The sequence below is a fragment of the Agrobacterium sp. 5Ca39 genome (assembly GCF_055382365.1).
Map to the genome: position 1 here is coordinate 2,200,975 of NZ_AP026436.1, position 24,014 is coordinate 2,224,988.

General features: G+C 57.9%; 17 protein-coding genes. 13 read left to right on the top strand and 4 right to left on the bottom strand.

Annotation, left to right across the window (positions count from 1 at the left end; all coding sequences use genetic code 11):
• Nucleotides 1-3 precede the first annotated feature (3 nt).
• Both ACZ47E_RS10945 and ACZ47E_RS10950 read left to right on the top strand, forming a co-directional pair.
• Nucleotides 4-987 (top strand): DUF1839 family protein, encoded by a 984-nt coding sequence (locus tag ACZ47E_RS10945; RefSeq protein ID WP_464016849.1) that lies wholly within the window; start codon nt 4-6, stop codon nt 985-987.
• Nucleotides 984-3,440 carry a glycoside hydrolase family 2 protein gene (locus ACZ47E_RS10950; RefSeq protein WP_278067030.1) on the top strand — a complete coding sequence of 819 codons (2,457 nt, stop codon included), beginning with the start codon at nt 984-986 and terminating at the stop codon, nt 3,438-3,440. The genes ACZ47E_RS10945 and ACZ47E_RS10950 overlap by 4 nt, the downstream gene beginning before the upstream one ends.
• Here ACZ47E_RS10950 and ACZ47E_RS10955 read toward each other — a convergent pair.
• Nucleotides 3,408-5,222 carry an alpha/beta hydrolase family protein gene (locus tag ACZ47E_RS10955; protein ID WP_278067031.1) on the bottom strand — a complete coding sequence of 605 codons (1,815 nt, stop codon included), beginning with the start codon at nt 5,220-5,222 and terminating at the stop codon, nt 3,408-3,410. The genes ACZ47E_RS10950 and ACZ47E_RS10955 overlap by 33 nt on opposite strands.
• 344 nt (nt 5,223-5,566) lie before the next feature.
• On the opposite strand from ACZ47E_RS10955, the gene ACZ47E_RS10960 reads away from it, so the two are divergent.
• From ACZ47E_RS10960 to ACZ47E_RS10975, 4 genes are all read left to right on the top strand, one after another.
• Nucleotides 5,567-8,284, top strand: a complete 2,718-nt coding sequence (locus ACZ47E_RS10960; RefSeq protein ID WP_006699101.1) for an ABC transporter ATP-binding protein — start codon at nt 5,567-5,569, stop codon at nt 8,282-8,284.
• Nucleotides 8,285-8,327: 43 nt separating this feature from the next.
• Nucleotides 8,328-8,783: a cyclic nucleotide-binding domain-containing protein gene (locus ACZ47E_RS10965; RefSeq protein ID WP_004443676.1), complete on the top strand. Its 456-nt coding sequence runs from the start codon at nt 8,328-8,330 to the stop codon at nt 8,781-8,783.
• A 349-nt stretch (nt 8,784-9,132) separates the two neighbouring features.
• The gene (locus ACZ47E_RS10970) at nt 9,133-9,834 is read left to right on the top strand and encodes an MBL fold metallo-hydrolase (RefSeq protein WP_278067479.1); all 702 of its coding nucleotides are present in this window, start codon (nt 9,133-9,135) and stop codon (nt 9,832-9,834) included.
• 216 nt (nt 9,835-10,050) lie between these two features.
• Complete coding sequence (locus ACZ47E_RS10975; protein ID WP_278067032.1) at nt 10,051-11,745, top strand: adenylate/guanylate cyclase domain-containing protein; 1,695 nt, start codon at nt 10,051-10,053, stop codon at nt 11,743-11,745.
• A 33-nt stretch (nt 11,746-11,778) separates the two neighbouring features.
• Here the strand turns inward: ACZ47E_RS10975 and ACZ47E_RS10980 are convergent, their stop codons facing one another.
• Together ACZ47E_RS10980 and ACZ47E_RS10985 are read right to left on the bottom strand one after the other, a co-directional pair.
• A complete protein-coding gene (locus ACZ47E_RS10980) occupies nt 11,779-12,261 on the bottom strand; it encodes a class I SAM-dependent methyltransferase (RefSeq protein WP_037090275.1) in 483 nt (160 codons plus the stop codon).
• A gap of 13 nt (nt 12,262-12,274) precedes the next feature.
• Nucleotides 12,275-13,615, bottom strand: coding sequence for a nucleotide sugar dehydrogenase (locus ACZ47E_RS10985; RefSeq protein WP_278067033.1), 1,341 nt, complete (start codon nt 13,613-13,615; stop codon nt 12,275-12,277).
• A 127-nt stretch (nt 13,616-13,742) separates the two neighbouring features.
• On the opposite strand from ACZ47E_RS10985, the gene ACZ47E_RS10990 reads away from it, so the two are divergent.
• Together ACZ47E_RS10990 and ACZ47E_RS10995 are read left to right on the top strand one after the other, a co-directional pair.
• On the top strand, nt 13,743-14,840 hold the full coding sequence (locus tag ACZ47E_RS10990) for a glycosyltransferase family 4 protein (protein WP_278067034.1): 1,098 nt from the start codon (nt 13,743-13,745) through the stop codon (nt 14,838-14,840).
• Nucleotides 14,837-15,580: a polysaccharide deacetylase family protein gene (locus tag ACZ47E_RS10995; RefSeq protein WP_278067035.1), complete on the top strand. Its 744-nt coding sequence runs from the start codon at nt 14,837-14,839 to the stop codon at nt 15,578-15,580. Before ACZ47E_RS10990 ends, ACZ47E_RS10995 begins: the two co-directional genes overlap by 4 nt.
• Here ACZ47E_RS10995 and ACZ47E_RS11000 read toward each other — a convergent pair.
• Nucleotides 15,572-16,534 (bottom strand): glycosyltransferase family 32 protein, encoded by a 963-nt coding sequence (locus ACZ47E_RS11000; RefSeq protein WP_278067036.1) that lies wholly within the window; start codon nt 16,532-16,534, stop codon nt 15,572-15,574. The genes ACZ47E_RS10995 and ACZ47E_RS11000 overlap by 9 nt on opposite strands.
• 210 nt (nt 16,535-16,744) lie before the next feature.
• Between ACZ47E_RS11000 and ACZ47E_RS11005 the strand changes: the two genes are divergently transcribed.
• The 5 genes from ACZ47E_RS11005 to ACZ47E_RS11025 all read left to right on the top strand — a co-directional run bounded on the left by ACZ47E_RS11005 (nt 16,745) and on the right by ACZ47E_RS11025 (nt 23,988).
• On the top strand, nt 16,745-18,637 hold the full coding sequence (locus ACZ47E_RS11005) for an ABC transporter ATP-binding protein (RefSeq protein WP_004443693.1): 1,893 nt from the start codon (nt 16,745-16,747) through the stop codon (nt 18,635-18,637).
• Complete coding sequence (locus tag ACZ47E_RS11010) at nt 18,634-20,535, top strand: ABC transporter substrate-binding protein (protein WP_278067037.1); 1,902 nt, start codon at nt 18,634-18,636, stop codon at nt 20,533-20,535. The genes ACZ47E_RS11005 and ACZ47E_RS11010 overlap by 4 nt, the downstream gene beginning before the upstream one ends.
• Before the next feature lies 1 nt (nt 20,536).
• On the top strand, nt 20,537-21,535 hold the full coding sequence (locus ACZ47E_RS11015) for an ABC transporter permease (RefSeq protein WP_004443698.1): 999 nt from the start codon (nt 20,537-20,539) through the stop codon (nt 21,533-21,535).
• The gene (locus ACZ47E_RS11020; RefSeq protein WP_072495120.1) at nt 21,532-22,707 is read left to right on the top strand and encodes an ABC transporter permease; all 1,176 of its coding nucleotides are present in this window, start codon (nt 21,532-21,534) and stop codon (nt 22,705-22,707) included. The genes ACZ47E_RS11015 and ACZ47E_RS11020 overlap by 4 nt, the downstream gene beginning before the upstream one ends.
• A gap of 72 nt (nt 22,708-22,779) precedes the next feature.
• Nucleotides 22,780-23,988 carry a glycosyltransferase family protein gene (locus tag ACZ47E_RS11025; RefSeq protein ID WP_107340335.1) on the top strand — a complete coding sequence of 403 codons (1,209 nt, stop codon included), beginning with the start codon at nt 22,780-22,782 and terminating at the stop codon, nt 23,986-23,988.
• Nucleotides 23,989-24,014 lie beyond the last annotated feature (26 nt).

Genomic DNA, 24,014 nt, shown 5'->3' on the forward strand with positions numbered 1-24,014 from the left:
TCCATGCAGCAGATTTTTCCCGGTCTCGATCCCAAAAATTATGTGCAGCATCCGCTTCATTCCTCCGAAAGAATGTGGCCGGAGACCAATTGCTACATTGATTTATGGATCGAGGTGCTGGCCTCGAAAGGCTTATCCCCGGAAGCCATGTTCGGTTTCACCCTGACGCAGGACTTCGAAGGCGACCAGTTCACCTTCTTCAAGGTGCCGCTGGAAGACCTCGAAGCCCTTTATGGCATTCGCGCCACCGAGCTTGCGATCTTCGATAAGGTGGAAAACCACATCGAGGCGCAGCTGGAACGCGGCCGCATCTGCCTGATCGAGATGGACAGTTTCTATATGCCCGATACCCATGGGGTGGGCTACCGTAAGGAACACGGCAAGACCACGATCGCCATCAACCGGCTCGATCTCGAAAAGCGGGAACTCGACTATTTCCACAATGCCGGCTTCTTCCATCTCTCCGGCGAGGACTTTGACGGGCTTTTCCAGCATCATCTGGCTGAAACCGACCCGCCTTTCCTGCCCTATACGGAATTTGCGAAATTCGCGGACGGCAATCCTTCGCCGGCGCATGTTCGCAAGACCGCCGAACGGCTCCTGAAGTTTCATTTTTCCCGGCGACCTTCCTCCAACCCGGTCCGGGCCTTTGCAAAGGTGTTTCCGGCACAGGTGGAAAAGGTCGCAGACCGGCCCTTCGGGTTTTTCCACAAATACGCGTTCAATACGCTACGCCAGCTCGGTGCCAATTTCGAACTGGCGGCAAGCCACTTCGAATGGTTGGACGCGGATAGTTTTTCTGAGGCAAAGAACCACGCGCTAAAAATCTCCGAGGTTGCCAAGACCGTGCAGTTCCAGCTTGCGCGCGCCGTCACCCGCCGCAAATTCGATGCGCTGGCCACCGTTCTCGATCCGGCCGCGGATGCATGGGATGGTCTGATGCAAAGCCTTGGCAAAAAACTATCTGATGCCAGCGAGGCCGCGTGAGGACCTATCTTCCGGGTGAAATCGAGGAATTGCTGAGCGAAGGCTGGACGCTGGCGCTGACGCCCGCCGATGCCTATGAAACGCCCTCCGATATTCCCGCCTCGCTCGAAAGCCTCCATGTCTCCGTTCCCGGAACCGTGGCGCAGGCTTTGGAAGCCGCTGAAAAGTTCGACCGCCTCGCTCCGACGCCCCTCAATGACAGGGACGCCTGGTACAGGCTGACGATGATTTCCGATGTCAGGGAGCGTGCCACCCTGCGCTTCGACGGTCTTTCCACCATCGCGGAGATCTTCTTCAACGGTGAGCTGATCGCGGCAAGCCAAAGCATGTTTGAAAGACTGGAAGTGCCTGTGGAACTGACGGGTGCGGATGAACTCGCGATCTGCTTCAGAGCGCTGGCACCCCGACTTGAAAAAACCGGTCCCCGCGCTCGCTGGCGGCCGCAAATGATGAATACGCAGGGGCTGCGGCTGATCCGCACCACTGCACTGGGTTATATGCCTGGATGGTGCCCGGAAATACACGCCGCCGGCCCATGGCGACCCATCAGCCTGATACGGCAGAACGGAATTCTCTGCACGCTGCAATCTTCGCTGGACGGGGCCGGAACGGGAACGGTCAGCATCGCGCTGCAAGGTAGCCGCCCGATAAAGTCGGCAAAGCTTGGCTGCGCCGGTTACAGCGCCGATCTTTCTCTCGACGAAGGCGGCACACTTTCCGGCGAACTGCGCATAACTGATGTGGAACAATGGTGGCCACACACGCATGGCAGGCCAACTCTGCATGACGTCGTTCTTGAGCTGGACGGCGCGCAACATCGCCTTGCACGCACGGGCTTCCGGCAGGTCGAGATCGATCACGGCGAAGACGGTAAAGGTTTCGGCCTCAGGGTGAACGGTCAACCGGTGTTCTGCCGTGGCGCGGTCTGGACGACGGCCGACATCGTGCGCCTGCCGGGAACGAGGCCGGACTACGAGCCATGGCTTCGAAAAGCAGCGGAAGCAGGCATGAACATGATCCGCATCGGCGGCACCATGACCTATGAAACCCCGGAATTCTTCGCACTTTGCGACGAACTCGGCATCATGGTCTGGCAGGACGCCATGCTCGCCAATTTCGATTATCCGGCAAGGGACGAGAGTCTGCGCCAGCACATCGTCACGGAAATCTCGCAGTTCCTTGAAGCCACCGCGCTTTCTCCATCGCTCGCCATTTTTTGCGGTGGCAGTGAAATGTACCAGCAGGGCGCGATGCTCGGCCTTCCGGAACAGATATGGAAGGGAACGCTGACCGAAGAGGTTCTGCCAGAACTTCTTGCCGACAAGCGGCCGGACGCGGCCTATGTCGCCAATTCCCCCTCCGGCGGCGCATTGCCCTTTTTTCCGAACACCGGTGTCGGCCATTATTACGGCGTCGGCGCCTATTGCCGTCCGCTGGAAGATGCACGTCGCGCTGGTCTGCGCTTTGCCGCCGAGTGCCTGGCCTTCGCCAATGTTCCCGAACAGGAAACACTGGACAGGTATCTACCCGGCGTGGCCGTGCACGATCCACGGTGGAAAGCGCGTGCACCGCGCGATCGCGGCGCCTCCTGGGATTTCGAGGATGTTCGCGATCACTATCTGAAGCTTCTTTATGATGTCGAACCGGACGTTCTGCGGCGAGAAGACGGCGGTCTTTATCTCGACATGTCCCGGGCCGCGACGGCCGAAGTTATGGAGGCGACTTTCGCCGAATGGCGGCGCAGCGGTTCATCCTGCCAGGGCGCTCTTGTCTGGACCCTGCAGGACCTCCTTCCCGGTGCAGGCTGGGGTATCATCGATGCCACCGGCAGGCCGAAATCCGTCTGGCATGCGCTGAAAAGGGCGTTTCGCCCCATCCAGGTCAATCTGCTCGACGAGGGCACGAACGGGTTGGACATTCAGCTGATCAACGAGACCGGCGACACCTTCGAGGGCATGCTCGAACTCACCTGCCTGCGCGACGGCGCCCAACCCGTCGTTCATGCCAAGCGGTCGATCACTCTGTCATCGCGACAGAGCCAGACGATTGCCGCGACTGATCTGTTCGGGGCGTTTTTCGATACAACCTACACTTACCGTTTCGGCCCGCCGTCCCATGATGTCACGGTGGCCCGGCTTCGCGACGTTGCGACCGGACAAGTCATTGCTGATGCATTCCATTTTCCGCTCGGCCGGAAAAAGGCGCTGCACGCGGCAAACCTCCAGGTCGCCATCAGCCAAAACAACGATATCTGGTCGCTTGAGATCGGCACTGACCGTCTGGCGCAGTCTGTCTATGTTGCCGCAGAAGGTTACCGCGCTTCGGAAAACTGGTTCCACCTTGCCCCCGGCGAGAGCAGAAAGATCGGCCTTGTGCCGGAGACCGCAGGATCTCAGACGCCTCCTTCCGGTGACGTGGTGTCATTGGGGTCCAGGCGGCGATTTTCCTTTTAGGGCCACGCGCGTCACGGTCTCCATATAGGTTCTCTTCGCATCAGGCGTGGAGAGGTTGTGGTCGGCATCGGGGATGATGGTCAGCGACACATTTCGATAGGCGGACAGCCCCTGCCCGTCGGCGTCGAAATAATAGCGGAAATGCTCAAGACCATCATCATTATCGCTGTAAAGCAGATTGACGGCAGTCCCTTTTGCCTTCAGCAGATCGAAAGCGCGGTATACGGCCCGTCCTTCCTCGCTGCCACGGCGGAACAGCCTCGCCGTTTTTGTCGAAAGCTTCTTCATCGTCGCCTTGACGATATTCAATCCGGCACTGACAACATCCACATCGCCGCTGATGAGACGCTTGAACGTGGCGCCCTGACGAAAGCGCTGACTGTATTCCCCAAAGGAGCGGGGCCGCTTGTGCAACGCCTCATCGACCGAACGGCCTTTCCGCCAGTGGAAGACAACCGGGTTGACAGCAACCACCGCTTCAATCCTGTCATCGACAAGCGCGCCATTAAAGGCAAGGTATGCGCCGCTACATCGGCCCGCCGCGATGAACGGACCATTGCTGCCCCGTTCGAGGAAATCGAGCGCGGCGGACACATCGTCATTCTGCGCGGCATCGTAAAGAACCTGATCCGGCACGCCTTTGACCGGCGGACTATCGGCAATGTTGGCCGCATCGAAACGGAGGGAAGCGACACCCTCCCGGGCAAGCGTACGGGCGATCTGCACCGAAAGCCTGCCCCAGCCCGCGTGCCGGTCATAGGCCGCCCCGAGCAGCAAAACCGAGGAGACCGCACGCCGGTCGTGCGGTGTGCAGGAAACGCCAAAAAGTCGCCCGCCCTCACCAAACTGCACCGGCTGTTCGAAAAAACCCTGACCGCGCTGCGCCGCGTTGATGACGAAATCAGCCGGGCAGGCCGCGGAGCCTGAGGCCCGTGTCTGAGAAGAGACCCAGCCCACCAGCCGGCTCACCACATTTTCCGATATTTTCGATAGCGTGGGACTGGAAACGAGATCGTCATAGCCCGAAAATTCGGCCTCCTCCACCTCACCGCCGATTGCGGTGAGGTGTGTGGCGAAATCACCGTCCGTGACGCGGCCCGGCCTCGACAGAACGAGAATGCGGCGAGCCGGAGCGGCATCGAGATTCGAAAGATTGATCTTCTTGACGATATCGGCCACACCGGCTGGCATCGCCATGCCGGCGATTGCACCTGCCTGTGGCATGCGTTGGCTGGCACGCAGGCCAAGTCCATCGTCGATCATCGAAGACCACATCGCCAGTTCGCGCAGATAGGCACGTCCTGAGACGACGGGTGCCAGAAACGCCATGGAACTGGCGGCTCCCGCAAGCGCCTCCGCAGCGATCGGGCAACCGAGGCCCTGGGCGATGACGACCACGCCCGAGCATCCGGAGAGGCGCCTGAGATAGTTCAGCGCCGCCCGCGTATCGGAAAGCCAGTCCGCCACGCGGCTCGCATCTTCCGGATCAAGTGCATCTCCGGTGCCAAGATAGTCAAAACGCAGGCTGGCGACCCCGCAAGCCGCAAGCCGTTCGGCCAGAACCCTTTGGAACTTGCGGCTGCAAAGCTCCTCCATGCCCCACGGACTGACAAAAAGAACGGCGTGTTCCTGCCGCAAGTCCTGGCGTGCCGGATGAAAAATACCCGCAAGCCCGTCAAAGGAAACCGGACGGGCGATCGTGCCGTCCGCCGCGATGCCGGAAAGCAATAATGCATCGAGGGAAGAATTGCTGCTTGTATGCTCTGAAATATCTATTGCCATAGACCTTGCCACCATTGCGCCAGCGTCGGGCTCAACCATTACGGGATCACTATACCGAAGTGTCTTAATGCCTGTTCTACAATAAGAACAATAACATTAGAGAATCCTAAAAATACCATGTCGTCTGGATCGACGAAAACGCATGCGATGCAGACAGAATGGCTTCGCGTGGCGACAGGTCGCGTTTGAGCCGCTATTTTTCTCGAAACCGCTTGAATATGCTGATAAATAGCGAGTCACATACCTATTTGCAGGAGGAGGTTGCGCCACCCGGCCGCCGGATCATCTAGACACCGCGCAAACCAACACGCCGGGCCCGCCCCGACAGGTCATAGAAGTTTTATATGGAACAAAGCCTTACGCGTTACATCTGGTCGCATACCAAGCGGCAGCAGCTTTTCATCCTGCTGATCGTCGCCCTGTCCATGATCCCGTATTTCCTCGCCTTCGACCTGCCCAAGCAGATCGTCAACGGCCCCATTCAGGGAGACGGCTTCGAAGGAGCGAATGCAACCCAGCTCTTCATGCATCTCACGGTCGATATCCCCTATTGGGGCACCGTGACCCTGTTCCCGGGGCTTGAGCTCAACCGCATGTCGATGCTGATGGCGCTCAGCCTGACGTTCCTTGCGCTTGTTATCATCAATGGGCTCTTCAAATATTACATCAATACCTACAAGGGCCGGCTTGGCGAACGGCTTCTGCGGCGTATTCGCTTCGAACTTATCGACAAGATCCTGAGGTTTCCGCCCAGCCATTTCAAACGGGTGAAGGGCGCTGAAATCTCCAGCATGGTGAAGGACGAGGTAGAGCCGCTCGGCGGTTTTACCGGCGACGCCTTCGTGCAGCCGGCCCTTCTCGGCGGCCAGGCGCTCTCCGCCCTCTTCTTCATTCTCGTGCAGAACTTCTGGCTCGGCCTGATCGCGGCCTTCATGGCAGCAATTCAGGTCGGCATCATTCCCAAGATGCGCCGCCGCCTCATCGAACTCGGCCGTCAGCGGCAGCTGAGTGCACGCCAGCTCGCCGGACGTATCGGTGAAATGGTCGACGGCATCGGCACGATTCATGCCTATGACACGTCCAATTACGAGCGTGCGGATGCTTCGCATCGCCTCGGCGACATCTTCAAGATTCGCTACGATCTCTACCAGTGGAAGTTTCTGGTCAAATTCATCAATAACTTCCTTGCCCAGCTGACCCCCTTCTTCTTTTATGCGCTGGGCGGATATCTGACCCTGAAGGGCAGCCTCGATGTGGGGCAGCTGGTCGCCGTCATCAACGCCTATAAGGAACTGCCAGGTCCGCTGAAGGAGCTGATCGACTGGGATCAGGCCCGGCAGGATGTGCAGGTAAAGTACGAGCAGGTCTTCGAACAGTTCGATGCGCCGAACATGATCGACGAGAAGGTGCAGAAACTTTCTCCCGGTGCCGTCGCAGCCATCAGCGCACCGCTCGTCGTCGCCAATCTGACGCTCGAAGACGATAGCGGCAGCCGGCTTCTGGAACAGGCATCCCTCAAGATCGAGCCGGGTGAGGTTATCGCCATCGTCGGTGGTGCGGGAGGCGAGGCACTGGCGGATGCGATAGGCCGCACGCTCTGGCCGAGCTCAGGCAAGATCAGCATCAACGACGTCGACATTCTGGAATTGCCGGAATCGCTGACGGGACGGCGCATCTCCTACGTGTCCTCGGACAGCTATTTCTTCCATGCCAGCCTGAAGGACAACCTGCTATACGGTCTCAAACACGCGCCGCTTGCAGAGAAAAACTATGAGGGCGCGGCGCTGGACCATCGCAAATGGGAAATCCGTGAAGCGAAGATGGCCGGCAATCCGCTGATCGACATCAACAGCGAATGGATCGATTATGCTTCGAGTCCGGCAGGCGATGGCAAACCGGAAAATCTCATACAGGCCATTCTAGCTGTTCTCGACAGTGTGGAACTGTCGCAGGATATTCTGGAATTCGCCCTGCGATCGTCGATCGACCCGTTGACAGACCTGCATCTCGCCGCCCGGATCGTTGAATTGCGACATGTCCTGCGCGCCGAGCTGGAAAAGGAAAATCTGAGCGGCCTGATCGCGCCTTTCGAGCTGGAGAGCTACAATAGCGAGGCGACGGTCGGCGAAAACCTGCTTTTCGGCACCATGCGGGACTCGTCCCAGTCAATCAGGACGGTCATCGAAAGCGACTATTTCCGCTCTTTGATGCGCGAGACCGGCCTGGTAAAAACCCTGTTCGAAATGGGCTACACGATCGCCGAGAACATCGTGGAAATCTTCGCCGATCTGCCGGGGGATCACCCCTTCTTCCAGCAGCTCACCTTCATGACGCCTGACGATATTCCGGTCTATCAGCAGATGCTGCAACGCCTTCAGGGCCGGAATTTCGACGAGGCCAATGAAAGCGAAAAACGCGCAATGCTGCGGCTGAGCTTCTTCTATATCGAGCCCCGCCAGCGTTTCGGCCTGCTGACGCCGGAAATCATGAACCGCATCGTCGAGGTCCGGCACATGTTCCACGAGAAGCTGCCCGACAGTCTGAAAAACGTGATCGAAATCTACGATCCGACCAAATACATGAGCGCCACCAGTCTTCTGGATAATATCCTCTTTGGCAAGGTAAGCCACCGCTACACCGATGCTTCAAGGCGTATCACCCGCATCGTTGCTGACGTCATGCGCAAGCAGGGCGTTTACGAACGGGTGCTGGCAGTGGGTCTGGATTTCAATCTGGGTGCAGGCGGCAAGCGGCTAGGCCCGCTACAGCGCCAGAAGCTTAATCTGGCAAGGGCGCTGATCCGGAAATCCGACATTTACGTCTTCAACCGCCCGCTTCCGGGCCTCGACCCGAGACAGCAGGAAGAAATTGTTGAACGGGTCATCACACTCCTGAAACAGAACAACAATAACCCCTCGATCATATGGGTTCTGTCGAATGCGCACCTCTCGCGCATGTTCGAGAGGGTTATCGTTGTTCATCAGGGGCTGATCACCGCTGACGGAAGTTACGAGACTCTGGTCGAGGAAAACGGTACATTCAAGGAGATGGTCGCGACATAATTCCAAGAATGTGACCGAGGTGGAACAATAACAGGGTAAGGCAATGCTGTTCAAAGACGAAATTCAGATGCTGAAAAGGGTGCCGTTTTTTTCCGAAATGGAACCCTCCAAGTTGAAACTGCTCGCATTCGCATCGGACCGCGTTTCCTATCACGCCGGCGACGTGCTGTTCCGGCAGGGTGACGTCGGCGACGCGGCCTATGTGCTGCTGACCGGAAAGGTTGATGTTCTTGTCGATTCTCCCTCTGGTACTTTGAAAGTGGCGGAAATGACGGGCAACGCCATCGTCGGGGAAATCGCAATTCTCTGCGACAGCGTCAGAACCGCCACCGTCCGCGCCTCCACCAATGTGGAAGCTCTTCGGATCGGCAAGGAACAATTCTTCAAGCTGATGTCCGATTTCCCCGATATCACTATCAAGGTCATGCGCGTTCTGGCCGAACGTCTCACCCAGACGACGGCTGAACTCAGCAAAGCCAGGACAAACGCCAGAACATAAGCGGCAATTCTATGCTCCCCGGGCGGTCGATATTGGAAAAATAAATGTCGTACTATTGCAATATAAATGAAATGCTGACTGAATAAGGGGTAAAGGCATCCGCCCGAAAAGGGCGGGAAATAAGATCTATAGAGACAACGGGCTTCATGGGAGGAAAGCGTGCAAGATTCCGTTGTCATTGGGGTGTGTCATGGCGTTCAATTCCGACACTGCGGGTCGGGAAAGTAACAGAAATTTTCGGGTGAAGATCTGGGGGGCGCGGGGAACGCTTCCTGTTTCAGGTGAAAACTTCCGAAAATACGGTGGGAATACCATCTGCATCGAGGTTCGATGCGGCGACCATGTCCTTTTGTTTGATGCGGGGTCGGGACTTCATCCCGCAGGCATGGCGCTTCGGGCGGAGGGGGTTACCGACGTCGATCTTTTCTTCTCCCATTGCCACTACGACCACATTGTCGGTTTTCCCTATTTCAAGCCATTCTATAATAGCTGCAATGACGTCTCGATTTGGTCGGGTCATCTCGCGGGCGCCATAACGACACGGGAAATGCTCAAGGACTTCATGAGCCCGCCCTGGTTTCCCGTGCCGCTGGAAATTTGCTGCGCAAAAATCGACACGCGGGATTTCATGCCCGGTGATACCCTAGACGTCCATCCGGGCCTCTCGATCCGAACCGGCATGCTGAACCATCCTGGCAACGCCGTCGGATACCGGCTGGACTGGGAGGGAAAGTCCCTCGCCATCATCACCGATACCGAACACGAGCCCGGCGGCATCGACGAAACTGTGCTTGATCTCATCCGGGATACCGATCTTTTCCTTTATGACGCCATGTTTACCGATGACGAGATGGGCCTTTATCGCGGCTATGGCCATTCGTCCTGGCAGCAGGCGATCCGCCTCGCCCAGTTGGCCGATGCGAAAAATGTCGGTTTCATCCATCATGCCCCAAGCCGCAGCGACGAAGAGCTGGACATGATCGAAAAACAGGCTAAAGCCCTGTTCAGCGGCGCATTCGCAGCCATGGACGGTCAGGTCATCGAAATCTGATAGCCGCCGTCATGGTGTTTTTGACTTCGCGTGACTATTTGACCGGAAATCTGAAGAGGCCTCACCAGTCATTGGTGGCTTCGGGTACTTAAACACGCATAATTGACCATCGCCGCTCGTTTGCTCCACGATATTGCCACGAGATGTCATGCACTAAAGACGCGACGATCGACCGACTGATGATTCTGGGCCGAACGACCTCACGATGGGATTTGCATGATCCGTTTCTTCTCGGAAACCAGTTTGAGACGCGCCCGGATTTTATCCGGCCTGATTATATTTGCCTTTGTCTTTTCGCATCTTTTCAATCATTCCCTTGCGCTCATTTCCATCGACACCGCCGAACGGGCACGAAAATGGTTCAGCCTCATCTGGCTCAACCCTGTTAGCAGCCTGCTTTTCTACGGCTCGGTCCTGGTGCATGTCAGCCTGGTCCTGCGCTCGCTTTACCAGCGCCGAACGTTGCGCATGCCGCTTCGTGAAGCGCTTCAGGTCATCTTCGGCCTGTCGATCCCCTTCCTCATTCTGAGCCATGCAGTGAATATCCGCGTGTCGCACATGCTCTACGGCATCGACATCGGTTATTATACCGTCGTCCGCCGGCTCTGGATCAACAATCCCATGGGTGGCGCGTGGCAAAGTCTCGCCCTGATCGTCATCTGGATACACGGATGTATCGGCCTCTATTTCTGGCTGCGTTATCGCGACTGGTACCCGAAAATCGCCGGCATCTTCATGACCATAGCTGTAATGCTGCCGCTTCTGGCGCTGCTGGGCTTCAGCGATGCCGGCCGTTGGCTCGAGGAAGTCGACCGCAAATATGCGCTCCCTCCGGGACTGGGCGACACAATCGTTCAGAGAGACGAACTTCCGCTGCAGCGGGAGATGGAAACACGAATCCGGTTTATCACCGGGACGACAGAGGCGATTTTTGCCGGCGCGGTGATGCTGGTCTTCGCGATGCGCGGTGTAAGAAGCTGGCGACAGCGGTTGACGGCCATCGAAATCCGCTACGAACATGGTGCGCAGGCGCGCGTGCCAGCGGGCCTCAGCATTCTGGAAGCCAGCCGTCTGGCAGGCATCCCGCATTATTCCGTATGCGGCGGTAAAGGACGATGTTCGACCTGCCGGGTGAGAGTCATGGAAAGCAAGGGGCCGCTCCCTCCGCCCGGAGACATCGAGCAAACCACATTAAGACGCATCCATGCCGATTCGGATGTGCGGCTCGGCTGCCAGCTGCGTCCCACCCATGATCTCGGCGTTGCCCTTCTGGTTTCACCGCCCCAGCACAGTGACCTGCCGGCGGACTCCCAGCCGGCCCGGCCGGGCCGGGAAGAGGAGATCGCCATTCTCTTCTGCGATCTGCGCAATTTCACGACTTTGTCGGAAGCGAAGCTGCCCTACGATGTCGTCTTTCTCCTGAACCGCTATTTCACCATCGTCGGCCAGGCCGTCGAACAGGCGGGGGGCCATCTCGACAAATTTATCGGTGACGGCGCCATGGCGCTTTTTGGACTAGGCGACGACAGCCAGCACGCCTGTCGCAATGCCATGAAGGCGGCAGCAATCATATTGCGGGATATTGCGATCCTGAACGAAGGACTGGAGAAACAATTCGCCGTGCGTCTTGAGGTGGTGGTTGGCATTCACGCAGGTCCGAGCATCGTCGGGGTCATGGGATATGGGGCTGCCAAAACGCTGACGGCCATTGGCGATACCGTCAACGTGGCAAGCAGGCTTGAATCCAAAGCCAAGGAATTTGGCGCCGCAATCGTGGTCTCCGAACCGGCCATCATACAGGCGGGAAAGGATATTGCCGATCTCAGAAGCGAACAGGTCGCCATTCGCGGTCGAAACTCACAAATGAAGGTGTTTCTACTCTCGGAGGAAGAGAGCGAACGCTATTTGTGACAGGACCCGGAAGTTTGGGGCCGGATCGATCTTTTATATCTTGCGATAGAGAAAATAACGGTCCGTCGGCACGCTCTCCGGAACCGGCAACGGTTTCAGCAGGGGATGATCGAGAGGCAGACCGCTGACAGCGACGCCGCCTTTCGCCAGCATGCCGGCGGCGAGATCGGGCAACCATGTCAATGTGATCGCATCTTTTTCCGGATAGCCCGTGCCGATATCGGCATGCACCATTGCCGCTTCCGCACCGACGAATGCGGGAGCGGTCTGCGATATCTCGCCGATCACCAGGTCTTCGTCTGCAGGAACGGACGAGGCATGGGCACCCATGGCCCTGTCAAACGCAATGATCCTGCGCCCCGGAAACAGTTCCCGCAGATGATTGAAAGTTCGCCCGTTTCCAAGGCCGATTTCCATGAGCGCACCCTCATGCGGCATATCAAGTTTGGCGGCGACATGATTGAGAATGTCACGCTGCGCGGTCAACCGGCGAATGAAACTGTCCAGTCTGCTCATGATCCGTCCGTTATCAGGCCTTGATGATGTGTCTTGCGGAAATGCCCCGGCGCGCGAAGGCGTTTCGCGTGTCGATGATCAGCGGAGCCCATTCGGCAAGGGCGGCATAGTCCACATTGTCATGGTCGGTCGCAACCAGAACAGCATCGAAAGCGCTGATGGACTGCCTGTCCCAGGAGACGGACTTCATGCCCATCAGGTGGCTGTATTCCCGTGTCTTCGGGATTTCGGCCACATGCGGATCAAAATAGGCCGCTTCGCCACCGCGCTCCTGAACAAGCTCGATGAGCTTCAATGAAGGGCTTTCACGAATATCGGGCACATTTTTCTTGTAGGCGAGACCGACGACCAGCACCTTCGAGCGGCTGAGCGCCTTGCCGGAATGGATGTCGAGCGCTTCCGCAACCCGCCCCACAACGTGGCGCGGCATGCCGGTGTTGATTTCACCTGCAAGCTCGATGAACCGCGTTGGCAATTCATATTCGCGAGATTTCCAGGTGAGATAGAAAGGGTCGATCGGTATGCAGTGACCGCCAAGACCGGGGCCGGGATAAAATGGCATGAAACCGAACGGCTTGGTTTTTGCCGCATCGATGACTTCCCATATATCGATACCCATAGCCTCGTAGACGACCTTAAGTTCGTTGACGAGCGCGATATTGACAGCGCGGAAGACATTTTCGGTGATCTTCACGGCCTCCGCCGTCGCGTTGGTCGAGACCGGAACGATTTTCTTGACCACCGATCCGTAAAAAGCCGCCATCAGCTGCCCAGCAGCCTCGCCGTCACCCGCAACGACCTTCGGAATGGTCGACGTTTCAAAGTCCCGGTTGCCGGGATCTTCCCGCTCGGGGGAAAAGCCGATGAAGAAATCGATACCTGAGACGAGACCGGTGCTCTCCAGAATGGTTTTCACAATCCCATCGGTAGTGCCGGGATAGGTGGTGGATTCCAGCACCACAAGCTGCCCCTTGCGCAGATGCGCGGCAATGTCGTGACAGGTCTTCTCGACATAGGAAAGGTCTGGCTCGCGATACTTCGTCAACGGCGTCGGTACGCAGATGGCGATCACGTCACACTCGGCCAATCTGGAGAAGTCGCATGTGGCAACAAAGCCGTCATTTTGCCTGGCTCCTGCGAGCACGGCATCCGAAACCGCCTCGATATAGCTCTGACCCGCATCTATCGCAGTAATTTTGCCGGGGTCGATGTCGAAACCGACAGCCTTGAAACCAGCTCTAGCGATTGTCATGGCAAGCGGCAGGCCCACATAGCCGAGGCCGATCACGCCCGCTTTGGCGCTCTTGTTCTCAATGCTGGAAAGCAGGGCTTGGGAAATGTCTGGAGAAGTCAAAGCGTGTCACGCTCCGCGCATGTGCAAAAGATGTCTTTCAGTTGGGCAAGAATGGCGAGGCTGTCAAGGCTCCACACCTTCAAATTCCGGTTGACGCCAGAGGCACGACCAACGCACAACCATCCGCATGAAGATCGCGTTTTATTCGCCGCTCAAAGCACCCAACCACCCCGTTCCTTCCGGCGACCGGTTGATGGCCCGCCTGTTGATGCAGGCGATGGCAATGGGTAGCCATGAGGTTTTTGTCGCTTCCGAGCTGCGAAGCTTCCTGAGACAGCCGGATGATCCCGAGCGGTCGTCCCTCGCCGACCGGGCCGAACGTGAAGTAGAGACTATTGCGGAGCGCTGGCGGTTGCACGGCGCACCGGACCTGTGGTTTTGTTATCACCCGTACTACAAGGCTCCAGACCTGCTCGGACCGGAACTCACCAGCCGTTTCAATATATCCTACGTCACCGCCGAAGCATCCTATTCGCCAAAGCGCAACGCCATGGGCTGGCAGGCAGTGCAGGACGGGTTGTTGTCGTCGTTGAACGAAGCCGCAGTCAATATCTGCTTCACCGAACGGGATCGCGAAGGGCTCGTACAGGCCTCTCCTGGGCTTCAATGGGCGATGCTTCCGCCTTTCATCGACCCCGCGCCCTTCCTCAAGGTTGTTCCCCAGCCGAAACGGACACGGCTCATCACCGTCGCCATGATGAGGGCGGGCGACAAACTCGAGAGCTATCGCGCCCTGTCGAACGCTCTCGCCCTGCTACCACAAGACCTAGACTGGACACTTGAGATCGTTGGCGACGGTCCGGAACGCGAGGCGGTGCAAGCCATGTTCAGCGGCTTCCCTGAAAATCGCCTCGTCTGGCACGGGCAAAAAGCCGCAGACGAGATCGCAGCGCTTCTCTCGAAAGCTGCCATTTATGTCTGGCCGGGTCACGGCGAGGCCTACGGCCTTGCCTATCTGGAAGCACAGGCAGCCGGCCTGCCCGTGATCGCCGAAAAAGTGGCGGGCGTTCCCGAAGTCGTAAAATCTGGCGCCACCGGATTACTGACACGTGCAAATGATAGTGCCGCTTATGCCGATGCGATCAAGGCCCTGCTCTACGACGACAGGCGGCGACAGGAACTGGCAAAAGCAGCCCGCCGGTTCGTCATGCATGAACGGTCTCTGGAAAATGCCGCAACGAAGCTGAACGATATTTTGATGCAAGCAAAGGCACGAAGATCATGAGTCTCGAAAAACTCATCGCAGCACTGGACGAATGTGGCCGTCGCGGCATTTCGGCCGATCTGTGGCTCAGGGACGACGATGCAGTGGACCCGACGGGGGCACTCGATACCCTGCTTGATCTTTGCGAGAGTTTCTCGGTTCCGGTCACCCTCGCGGTCATTCCCAAAACGACGACCCGCAGGCTCGCGCAGCATCTGGATGCCTCGGACATTGCCCAGGTGGCGGTTCACGGCTGGTCGCATACCAATTATGCCGGCGATGGACAAAAGAAACAGGAGCTTGGCCTCCACCGGGAACTTCCCCTCGTTCTCGACGAGCTGCAGTCCGGGCTGGAAAAACTCTACGATCTGCATGGACCGCGTGTCGTGCCGATGCTGGTGCCACCGTGGAACCGCATCGACGCCCATATAGTGAGGGAACTGACAGGGCTTGGATATCGTGCCCTCTCCGTTTTCGGTCCGGAGAAGGACACAGCGCCGCCATGTCTGAATACGCATGTGGATGTGATCGATTGGCATGGCAGCCGCGGCGGCCGTGACCACGATGTCCTGTTTGCCGAGACGGCGGCCCGCATCCTGCGCGCTGCCGAGGAAGGCGGCACAATCGGCATCCTTACCCATCATCTCGTGCATGATGACACCGTCTGGCATTTCCTCCGGCGGCTTTTCGAGGTGACCGCACGGCACCGCGCAGCACGCTGGTGCTCCTCTAAATACCTCGTCGAAGCAATCTCACCATGATTTCCAGGCGATCAGCAGCCCGCCGGCATCCTTGGCCAAATCCCGCCTGATCGCCTCAACTGTATCAAACGGCGTTCGGTCCGGAACGGATGCCGCGACAAACGCTGCCGGTGCAAGGCTGATGCTTCCCTGCCGGGCAATGACGGTGAAAATCAACGGGCCGGTGGACCACCACGCCGGCGCGCGCGGCATTTCTTCGAGAATGTCGGGAAAGGCGGCCAGCATCTTGCGAAAGACCGGATGCGCAGCTGGAGCGGCAATGAAGGAATTAGCGAGAAGCATACTTCCCTGTCCGGTATTCCGCGGCGTTTTTTCATCAAACGCCGTGAGACCCGCAAGGGGAAGGAATGAATCGAAACTCACGTCATCGCGCGCCGGATACCAGTCGCAGTCGAGATAGATGCCGCCGAACCGCTCGAGCAGGATGTAGCGGGCGACGTCAACAGCACCCGGATAGTCGCCCTCGCTCAGCATCCTGTTAAAGACGCTATTCGCAAAAACCCCTTCCCGCTCAAGATCGGCTTCCCGCCAAAGGCGATAATCGTAGCCGTGCTTCAGCGCATGGGCAGCCCAGGCCTCGACCGACATGGGCGGCGATTTCTCGCCAATCCATATCTGATGAATGAGCCTCGGCACATCCTCCCGGCTTTTGAGGTTTATTGTGCGGCGTTCTTCCACGGAAAATCGCGCATATTTTTCCAGCACCTGCGGGGGTGGCACCAGCGTATACTGATAACCGATCTTCGCGACCATATCGCCTTCGGCCTTGGCAAGACGCAGCCGTGCGGCATGCAGCCGGCGCGGCAGGCCGAGCACCGTCTGCTCTCCCATCAGATGCCCGTCCTTTGCTGCAACCAGCGATAAGAGAAGCGCGTTCGCCTCAGCATATTGGCCGTTATTCTGCAACTGACGCGCATCGTTCAGCTTGGCGTCGTAATATTTCTTGTCGGACATGGATCCTCGTTCGAAAGCTCCTGTCGGCATATTACGAAACAAGAGCGGTGGGGCAAGTCGCAGCATTTCGGAAGCCGGCTTCAAATTTGCTAAAGAATTCGATGTTTCAGAAGGATAGACAGACAACAAACCCTGCGATAACGTTGCTTTAAGCCCTCCCGAGCAATTGTCACAAGGCAACGATAAAGAGGCGGCAAGGAACCCTTTGGCATGAGCGCAGGCGCAGATTTGCTCCGTATCGAAAATCTGCAGGTCTCGTTTTCTCTCATGGGTGGAACGATCGATGCAGTCAGGGGGGCGAGCCTCCGCATTCTTCCGGGAAAAGTAACCGCATTGGTCGGTGAATCCGGCTCCGGAAAATCCGTCATTGGCCAGACGATCATGGGCATCCATCCCAAGACCGCTCGTGTGAATGGCCGCGTGCTGTTCACCGATCCGGAAAACACTGCGGGCGGTCCCGTCGATCTTTTGCAATTGCCCAAAGACGGCCGCGAAATCCGCGCCATCCGTGGCAACCGCATCGGGCTGATCTTTCAGGAGCCCATGACCTCGTTTTCGCCGCTGCACACCATCGGCAACCAGATTGACGAGGCGCTCAGAATCCACAGCATTCTTTCGCCGGCGGAACGTGCGGAAAAAATGTATGAGACACTCGATCTCGTCGGGTTTTCGAACCCGAAGAAGGTCGTGAACATGTATCCTTTCGAGCTTTCAGGCGGCATGCGCCAGCGCGCCATGATCGCCATGGCGCTGATCTGTCGTCCCGCGCTTCTGATCGCCGACGAACCCACGACAGCGCTTGATGTGACCATTCAGGCGCAAATCCTCAAGCTGCTGCGTGACCTGCAGAGCAGGCTGAATATGAGCATGCTGCTCATCACCCATGACCTCGGCGTGGTCGCGAACATTGCAGATGAGGTTGCCGTGATCTATCAGGGCGAGATCATGGAAGCCGGCACGGTCGATGATATCTTCAAATCGCCAGCCCATCCCTATCTCAAGGGTTTGATGGCAGCCGTTCCGCATTTCGACATGAAGCCGGGCGAGAGGCTCAAGGCGCTACGAGAAATCAACGTCGACCATGAAAGCCTGGTGGGCAAGAAGACCGCGACGGTCAACAAAACCCCTGGTCCGCTTTTGACCGTGGACAATATCAGCAAGACGTTCACGACCCGCAAATCGAGCTGGTTCCGCAAAGGTGACGCCAGCGCAACCAAAGCGGTAAACAGCGTCAGCTTTGAGATCCGTCGTGGAGAATGTCTGGGACTGGTCGGCGAAAGCGGCAGCGGCAAGACAACCGTCAGCAAAATCCTCATGCGCGCCGTTCGCCCGGATCAGGGTTCCGTCACCTTCCACCGTCCGCAGGGCGATATCGATGTCCTCAACGCCCGGGACGATGACCTGAAAGAGCTCCGGTCGAAGATACAGATGGTCTTTCAGGACCCGATATCCTCGCTATCGCCGCGCATGACCGTGGGAAACATCCTGAGCGAGCCGCTGGAAATCCACGGTCGGGGTGATGCGAAATATCGCTCCGAAAAAGTGCGCAACCTCGTCAGGGCCATCGGGCTTGGGGAAAGCGCGCTGAACCGTTATCCGCACAGTTTTTCGGGCGGTCAAAGACAACGTATCGGCATTGCAAGAGCCCTCGCACTTGGCCCGGAACTGCTGATCTGCGACGAACCCGTCTCCGCTCTCGATGTTTCCGTGCAGGCGCAAATTCTCAATCTGCTGAAAGATTTGCAGCAGGATCTCGGGCTTACCTACCTCTTCATCTCGCATAATCTTGCGGTGGTGGATTATATGGCCGATCGCGTGGCGGTCATGTGCGAGGGCCGCATCGTGGAGCTGGCGCCACGGGAAATCCTGATGCGCGCTCCGGTGCATCCCTATACGAAATCCCTGCTGGCCGCCGTGCCTTTCCCCGATCTCGACCGTCCGCTCGATTTCCGCACCATCGGCAAGATCAGCGCGACGGGCAAATTTGACTGGGGCAAACAGTTCCGCGACGAGGGGGACGGCGAGATGGTATCGGCCGATCTTGGGGAAGGCCATTTCGTACTTGCGAACGGAAATGCCGACATGCGGGAGCTTCGCCCTTGATCACGCGTCGCACCGCTCTCGCTCTCTTGGCCTCTGTCTTTGTGCCGGCTTATGCGCGGGCCTCCTATACCGACCCCACCTATTTCAAGGAAAAGCGCGAAAAGGGCGAATTGCCCGACATCGCCGAGCGCCTGCCGAAAAACCCGCGCGTCATCGACATGAAGGCACTTGGCCGAGAGCCGGGGAAACATGGCGGCTCGGTACGTATGCTCATTGGCGGCCAGCGCGACATTCGCCTGATGCCGATCAGCAGCTATGCCCGCCTTGTCGGTTACGACGAAAAATTCGAACTTCATCCGGATATTCTCGAAAGCTACGACGTACAGGAAGAACGCATCTTCACCTTCAGGCTGCGCGAAGGCCATAAGTGGTCCGATGGCAGTGATTTCACGTCAGAGGATTTCCGCTATTTCTGGGAAGATGTCGCCCTCAATAAGGAAATCCACAAGGGCGGTCCGCCGATCGAGCTTCTGGTCAATGGCAAACCGCCCCAGATCGAGGTCGTTGACCGACTGACCGTGCGATACACCTGGGACGGCCCCAATCCGGATTTTCTGGCAAAACTGGCGGCCGCCTCGCCGGCGCGGCTGTTCTTGCCTGCCGCCTATATGAAACAGTTCCACATCAAATATCAGACGGCGGAAAAGCTCGCCAAGCTGATCAAGAAAAACAAGACAGACGACTGGAGCGGGCTGCATATCAAGATGTCGCGGCAGGTGCGCCCCGAAAATCCGGATCTGCCGACGCTCGATGCCTGGCGTAACACAACCGCGCCGCCGGCCGAACAGTTCGTGTTCGAACGCAACCCCTATTATCACCGCGTCGATGAAAACGGCCTGCAACTGCCCTATCTCGACCGCTTCCTGCTCAACGTCACCTCGTCGGATATCATCTCGGCCAAAACGGCGTCGGGCGATAGCGACCTGCAATATTTCGGCCTCGATTTCGCTGATTACACTTTCCTGAAGGATGCCGAAAAGCGCTTCCCCCTGAAAGTTAATCTCTACAAGCGCTCCCAGGGCTCGCGCATCGCGCTGCTGCCAAATCTCAATTGCGCCGACCCGGTCTGGCGCAGCGCTTTCCAGGATGTGCGTGTGCGCCGCGCGCTCTCGCTCGCGATCAACCGGCACGAAATCAACATGGTCTGTTTTTACGGGCTCGCGAAGGAAAGCGCAGATACCGTACTGCCGGAAAGCCCGCTTTACCGGCAGGAATTTGCGGACGCCTGGAGCGCTTTCGACCGCGCAACGGCCAACAGGCTGCTCGATGAAGCGGGTCTCGACAAGCGCGACAATGCCGGCCTTCGGCTCCTGCCTGATGGTCGACCCGCCTATATCATTGTCGAGACGACAGGCGAAAGCACGCTCGAAACAGACGTGATGGAGCTGGTGACGGATCACTGGCGACATATCGGCATTGCCGTTTCTGTCCGCCCCACCCAGCGCGATGTTTTCCGCAAGCGCGCCATGGGCGGAGAAGTACTGATGTCGGTGTGGATGGGTATGGACAATGGCGTGCCAACGGCCGACATGCTGCCTTCCGGCCTTGCCCCCACCGGTGACGACCAATTGCAATGGCCGGTCTGGGGGATTCACTATCTATCCGGCGGCCGTGAAGGCAAGGAGCCCGATCTGCCGGAAGCGGCACATTTGCTTGATCTTCTGAAAAAATGGCGTCGAAGCGTCACCGAGGAAGAACGTCAGGCAATCTGGCTGGAAATGCTTGGCGTCTATACGCAGCAGGTATTTTCCATCGGCATCGTCAACGGCGCGCTGCAGCCCGTCGTCCATGTCAAGCGCATGCGGAACGTGCCGGAAAAGGCGCTTTTCGGTTATGAACCCACTTCCTATCTCGGCGTCTACATGCCGGATAGCTTCTGGTACGACGGAGACGCCTGATATGCTGCGGTATATTCTGAAGCGCGTCCTCGTCATGATCCCGACGCTCATCCTGATCTCGATGCTGGTTTTCACCATCATCGAACTGCCCCCGGGCGATTATTTCGAAAGCTATGTCGCTGAGCTGCGCGCCATGGGCGAAACGGCAAATCTTGCCGAAATCGAGGAACTGCGCGTCCGTTACGGCTTCGATCAGCCCGCCCCGATCCGCTATTTCCGCTGGGCGACCGGCATGCTTGTCGGCGATTTCGGTTATTCCTTCGAATATCAGCTACCCGTGAGCGACGTGGTGGGAGATCGCCTGTGGCTGACGGTTCTGGTTTCCTTCGTCACCATCATTGTCACCTGGCTGCTGGCTTTTCCAATCGGCATCTATTCCGCCACGCATAAATACAGCTGGGGCGATTACGGGCTCACCTTCCTCGGCCTGCTCGGCATCGCCATCCCCAACTTCATGCTGGCATTGATTCTGATGTACTTCGCCAACATATGGTTCGGCATCTCCATAGGCCATCTGATGGACCGGGAATATCTGAACCAGGCGATGAGCTGGGCGAAGTTCAAGTCGATCCTTGAGCATATCTGGATTCCCGTTCTCATCATCGGAACGGCGGGCACGGCCGGCATGATCCGCCGCCTGCGCGCCAACCTTCTGGATGAATTACAGAAGCAATATGTGGTCACCGCCCGCGCCAAGGGCCTGCACCCTTTCAGGGTATTGACCAAATATCCGCTGCGCATGGCCCTGAATTTTTTCATCTCGGATATCGGCTCAATCCTGCCTGCCATCATATCGGGCGCGGAAATTACCGCCGTCGTCCTGTCGCTCGAGACCACCGGCCCCATGCTCATCCGGGCGTTGCAAAGCCAGGACATGTATCTGGCGGGTTCGTTCCTGATGTTCCTTGCGTTCCTGACGGTGATCGGCGTTCTGGTGTCGGATATCGCCCTTGCCATACTCGATCCGAGAATCCGCTTCGGAGGTGGTAACGTCAAATGACTTCATCCATTCCGAATCCCGGCGAAGCCCTGCCGCACTATGTCTCGACCGCGCCCTTCGACCCGTCGCTGATCGAACCCAACACGTCTGGCATGGCGGCCTTCAGCAAAGCCTCGCAGTTGAAGCTCATGTGGTGGCAGTTCCGCCAGCACAAGATCGCGGTGTGGTCCGGCGCCTTTCTGGTGGTGCTTTACCTTTCTATTCTGATCTGCGAGTTCCTCGCCCCCTATAATCTCCACACCCGCAATATCGAACACATATACGCCCCGCCCCAGGCCATCCACCTCTTCAATGACGGGAAATTTGTCGGCCCCTTCGTGTATGGCCGTGAAATGACGCTCGACATGGAAAATCTGAGGCGTGTCTACCGGGACGTGCCGACCGATATCCAGCCGCTGCGTTTCTTCTGCAAGGGTGACACCTATCGTTTCTGGGGCATGTTCGAGGGCAGAACCCATCTCGTTTGCCCGGCAGAAGGCGGTGAACTGTTCCTTCTCGGCACCGACCGCCTCGGGCGTGACGTGCTGTCCCGTATCATCTACGGCGCGCGCATTTCGCTGACCATCGGCCTCCTCGGCGTCGCCATGAGCTTCGTTCTCGGTATTGTGATCGGCGGCCTGGCAGGATATCGCGGCGGCACGTTTGACCTGATTGTCCAGCGCATCATCGAGGTCCTGCAATCCATTCCCAGCATTCCGCTATGGCTGGCGCTCGCCGCCATCATGCCGGTGACCTGGAGTCCGATCCTCGTTTATCTCGGCATCACCATCATTCTCGGCATGCTGGACTGGACCGGGCTAGCGCGCGCCGTGCGTTCAAAGCTACTGGCGTTGCGCGAGGAAGACTATGTTTTGGCTGCGCAATTGATGGGAGCGGGCACACCGCGTATCATTGGCCGACATCTTATTCCGGGCTTCATGTCCCATCTTATCGCCTCGGCCACCCTGACGATACCGGGCATGATCCTTGGCGAAACAGCGCTCAGCTTCCTGGGCCTCGGCCTGCGCCCCCCGATCACAAGTTGGGGAATTCTGCTCACGGAGGCGCGCAGCGTCAGCGTCATTGCGCTATATCCCTGGCTTCTCATCCCGACGATCCCTGTCGTTCTCGTCATTCTGGCCTTTAATTTCTTCGGTGACGGACTACGTGATGCTGCGGACCCCTTCAGATAAAATGGAATACACCTTGATAAACTGCCCTTCCGAAGCCGCCTTCATCGTGAAAGGCAAAAAGAGGTGTGGCCCATGAGCTCCCGTTTGAACGACGCGCGTATTCTCATGTACAGCCACGATTCCTTCGGTCTCGGCCATCTGCGGCGGTGTCGCACCATCGCGCATGCCCTGGTGGAGGATTATCGCGGTCTCAACGTCCTCATCATTTCAGGGGCTACCATTGCCGGTGCCTTCGATTATCGCGCCCGCGTCGATTTCGTGAAAATTCCGAGCGTCATCAAGCTGCGCAATGGCGAATACACCTCGATGGACAGGCATATCGATCTTCAGGAAACGCTGAAGATGCGCCGGTCCATCATCTACCATACCGCCGAAAGCTTCCAGCCTGACATCTTCATCGTCGACAAGGAGCCCATGGGCCTTCGCGGCGAGGTGGAGGAAACACTCGCTTATCTCAAGGGACAGGGCACCAAGCTCGTCATCGGCCTGCGTGATGTCATGGATGCGCCGCAGCTGCTCGAGGCGGAGTGGAAGCGCAACAACGTCATGACCAAGATCGGCCAGTTCTATGACCATGTCTGGGTCTATGGCCCGCCGGATTTCCACGATCCGCTGACAGGGCTCGACGTTCCGCAGACGGTGCGCGACAAGATGGATTTCGTGGGCTTTCTTCAGAGATCGAAGACACAGGCAGAGACCGCGGCGCATCGGCCGGAAGGCGATTATCTTCTCGTCACCACAGGCGGCGGTGGCGACGGCAGTGAATTGATCGATGACGTCATCAACGCCTACCGACATGACCCGGAGCTGACGCACAAGGCGCTGGTCGTGCTCGGCCCTTATATGCCGGCGGATCAGCGCCAGCGCTTCATGAGCAGCGTGGCCGATATACCGCACATCGAAATCATCGAATTCGACAATCGCATGGAAGATCTCGTCGCTGGTGCGCAGGCCGTGGTCTCCATGGGTGGCTATAACACTGTCTGCGAAATATTGTCTTTCGACAAACCCGCACTCGTCGTGCCCCGCACGGTGCCGCGGGAGGAGCAGCTTATCCGCGCCAGCCGCGCATCGGAGCTGGGTCTTTTCGACATGCTCCTGCCGGAAGATGCCGAGAACCCAGCCAAGATGGCGGCCGCCCTCAAAGCCCTGCCGCACCGCGCGCCGCCATCCGTCAATTCGTGCGGGCTGAAGCTCGACGGGTTGGAAAACATATCACGCAGGATTGCCGAATGGCTGCCGCCCGAGGGCGACAAGACGCCGATCACGCTCAGCGCGTAACCCGGCCTCGGCAACCAACGTTCAGA

Excerpts from the sequence above, each read along its gene's own strand:
- ACZ47E_RS11000 (WP_278067036.1), bottom strand. The coding sequence starts at position 16,534 with ATGTCCGACAAGAAATATTACGACGCCAAGCTGAACGATGCGCGTCAG.
- ACZ47E_RS11020 (WP_072495120.1), top strand. The coding sequence starts at position 21,532 with ATGACTTCATCCATTCCGAATCCCGGCGAAGCCCTGCCGCACTATGTC.
- ACZ47E_RS10995 (WP_278067035.1), top strand. The coding sequence starts at position 14,837 with ATGAGTCTCGAAAAACTCATCGCAGCACTGGACGAATGTGGCCGTCGC.
- ACZ47E_RS10980 (WP_037090275.1), bottom strand. The coding sequence starts at position 12,261 with ATGAGCAGACTGGACAGTTTCATTCGCCGGTTGACCGCGCAGCGTGAC.
- ACZ47E_RS10955 (WP_278067031.1), bottom strand. The coding sequence starts at position 5,222 with ATGGCAATAGATATTTCAGAGCATACAAGCAGCAATTCTTCCCTCGAT.
- ACZ47E_RS11015 (WP_004443698.1), top strand. The coding sequence starts at position 20,537 with ATGCTGCGGTATATTCTGAAGCGCGTCCTCGTCATGATCCCGACGCTC.
- ACZ47E_RS11025 (WP_107340335.1), top strand. The coding sequence starts at position 22,780 with ATGAGCTCCCGTTTGAACGACGCGCGTATTCTCATGTACAGCCACGAT.
- ACZ47E_RS11005 (WP_004443693.1), top strand. The coding sequence starts at position 16,745 with ATGAGCGCAGGCGCAGATTTGCTCCGTATCGAAAATCTGCAGGTCTCG.
- ACZ47E_RS10960 (WP_006699101.1), top strand. The coding sequence starts at position 5,567 with ATGGAACAAAGCCTTACGCGTTACATCTGGTCGCATACCAAGCGGCAG.
- ACZ47E_RS10975 (WP_278067032.1), top strand. The coding sequence starts at position 10,051 with ATGATCCGTTTCTTCTCGGAAACCAGTTTGAGACGCGCCCGGATTTTA.
- ACZ47E_RS10945 (WP_464016849.1), top strand. The coding sequence starts at position 4 with ATGCAGCAGATTTTTCCCGGTCTCGATCCCAAAAATTATGTGCAGCAT.
- ACZ47E_RS10965 (WP_004443676.1), top strand. The coding sequence starts at position 8,328 with ATGCTGTTCAAAGACGAAATTCAGATGCTGAAAAGGGTGCCGTTTTTT.
- ACZ47E_RS10990 (WP_278067034.1), top strand. The coding sequence starts at position 13,743 with ATGAAGATCGCGTTTTATTCGCCGCTCAAAGCACCCAACCACCCCGTT.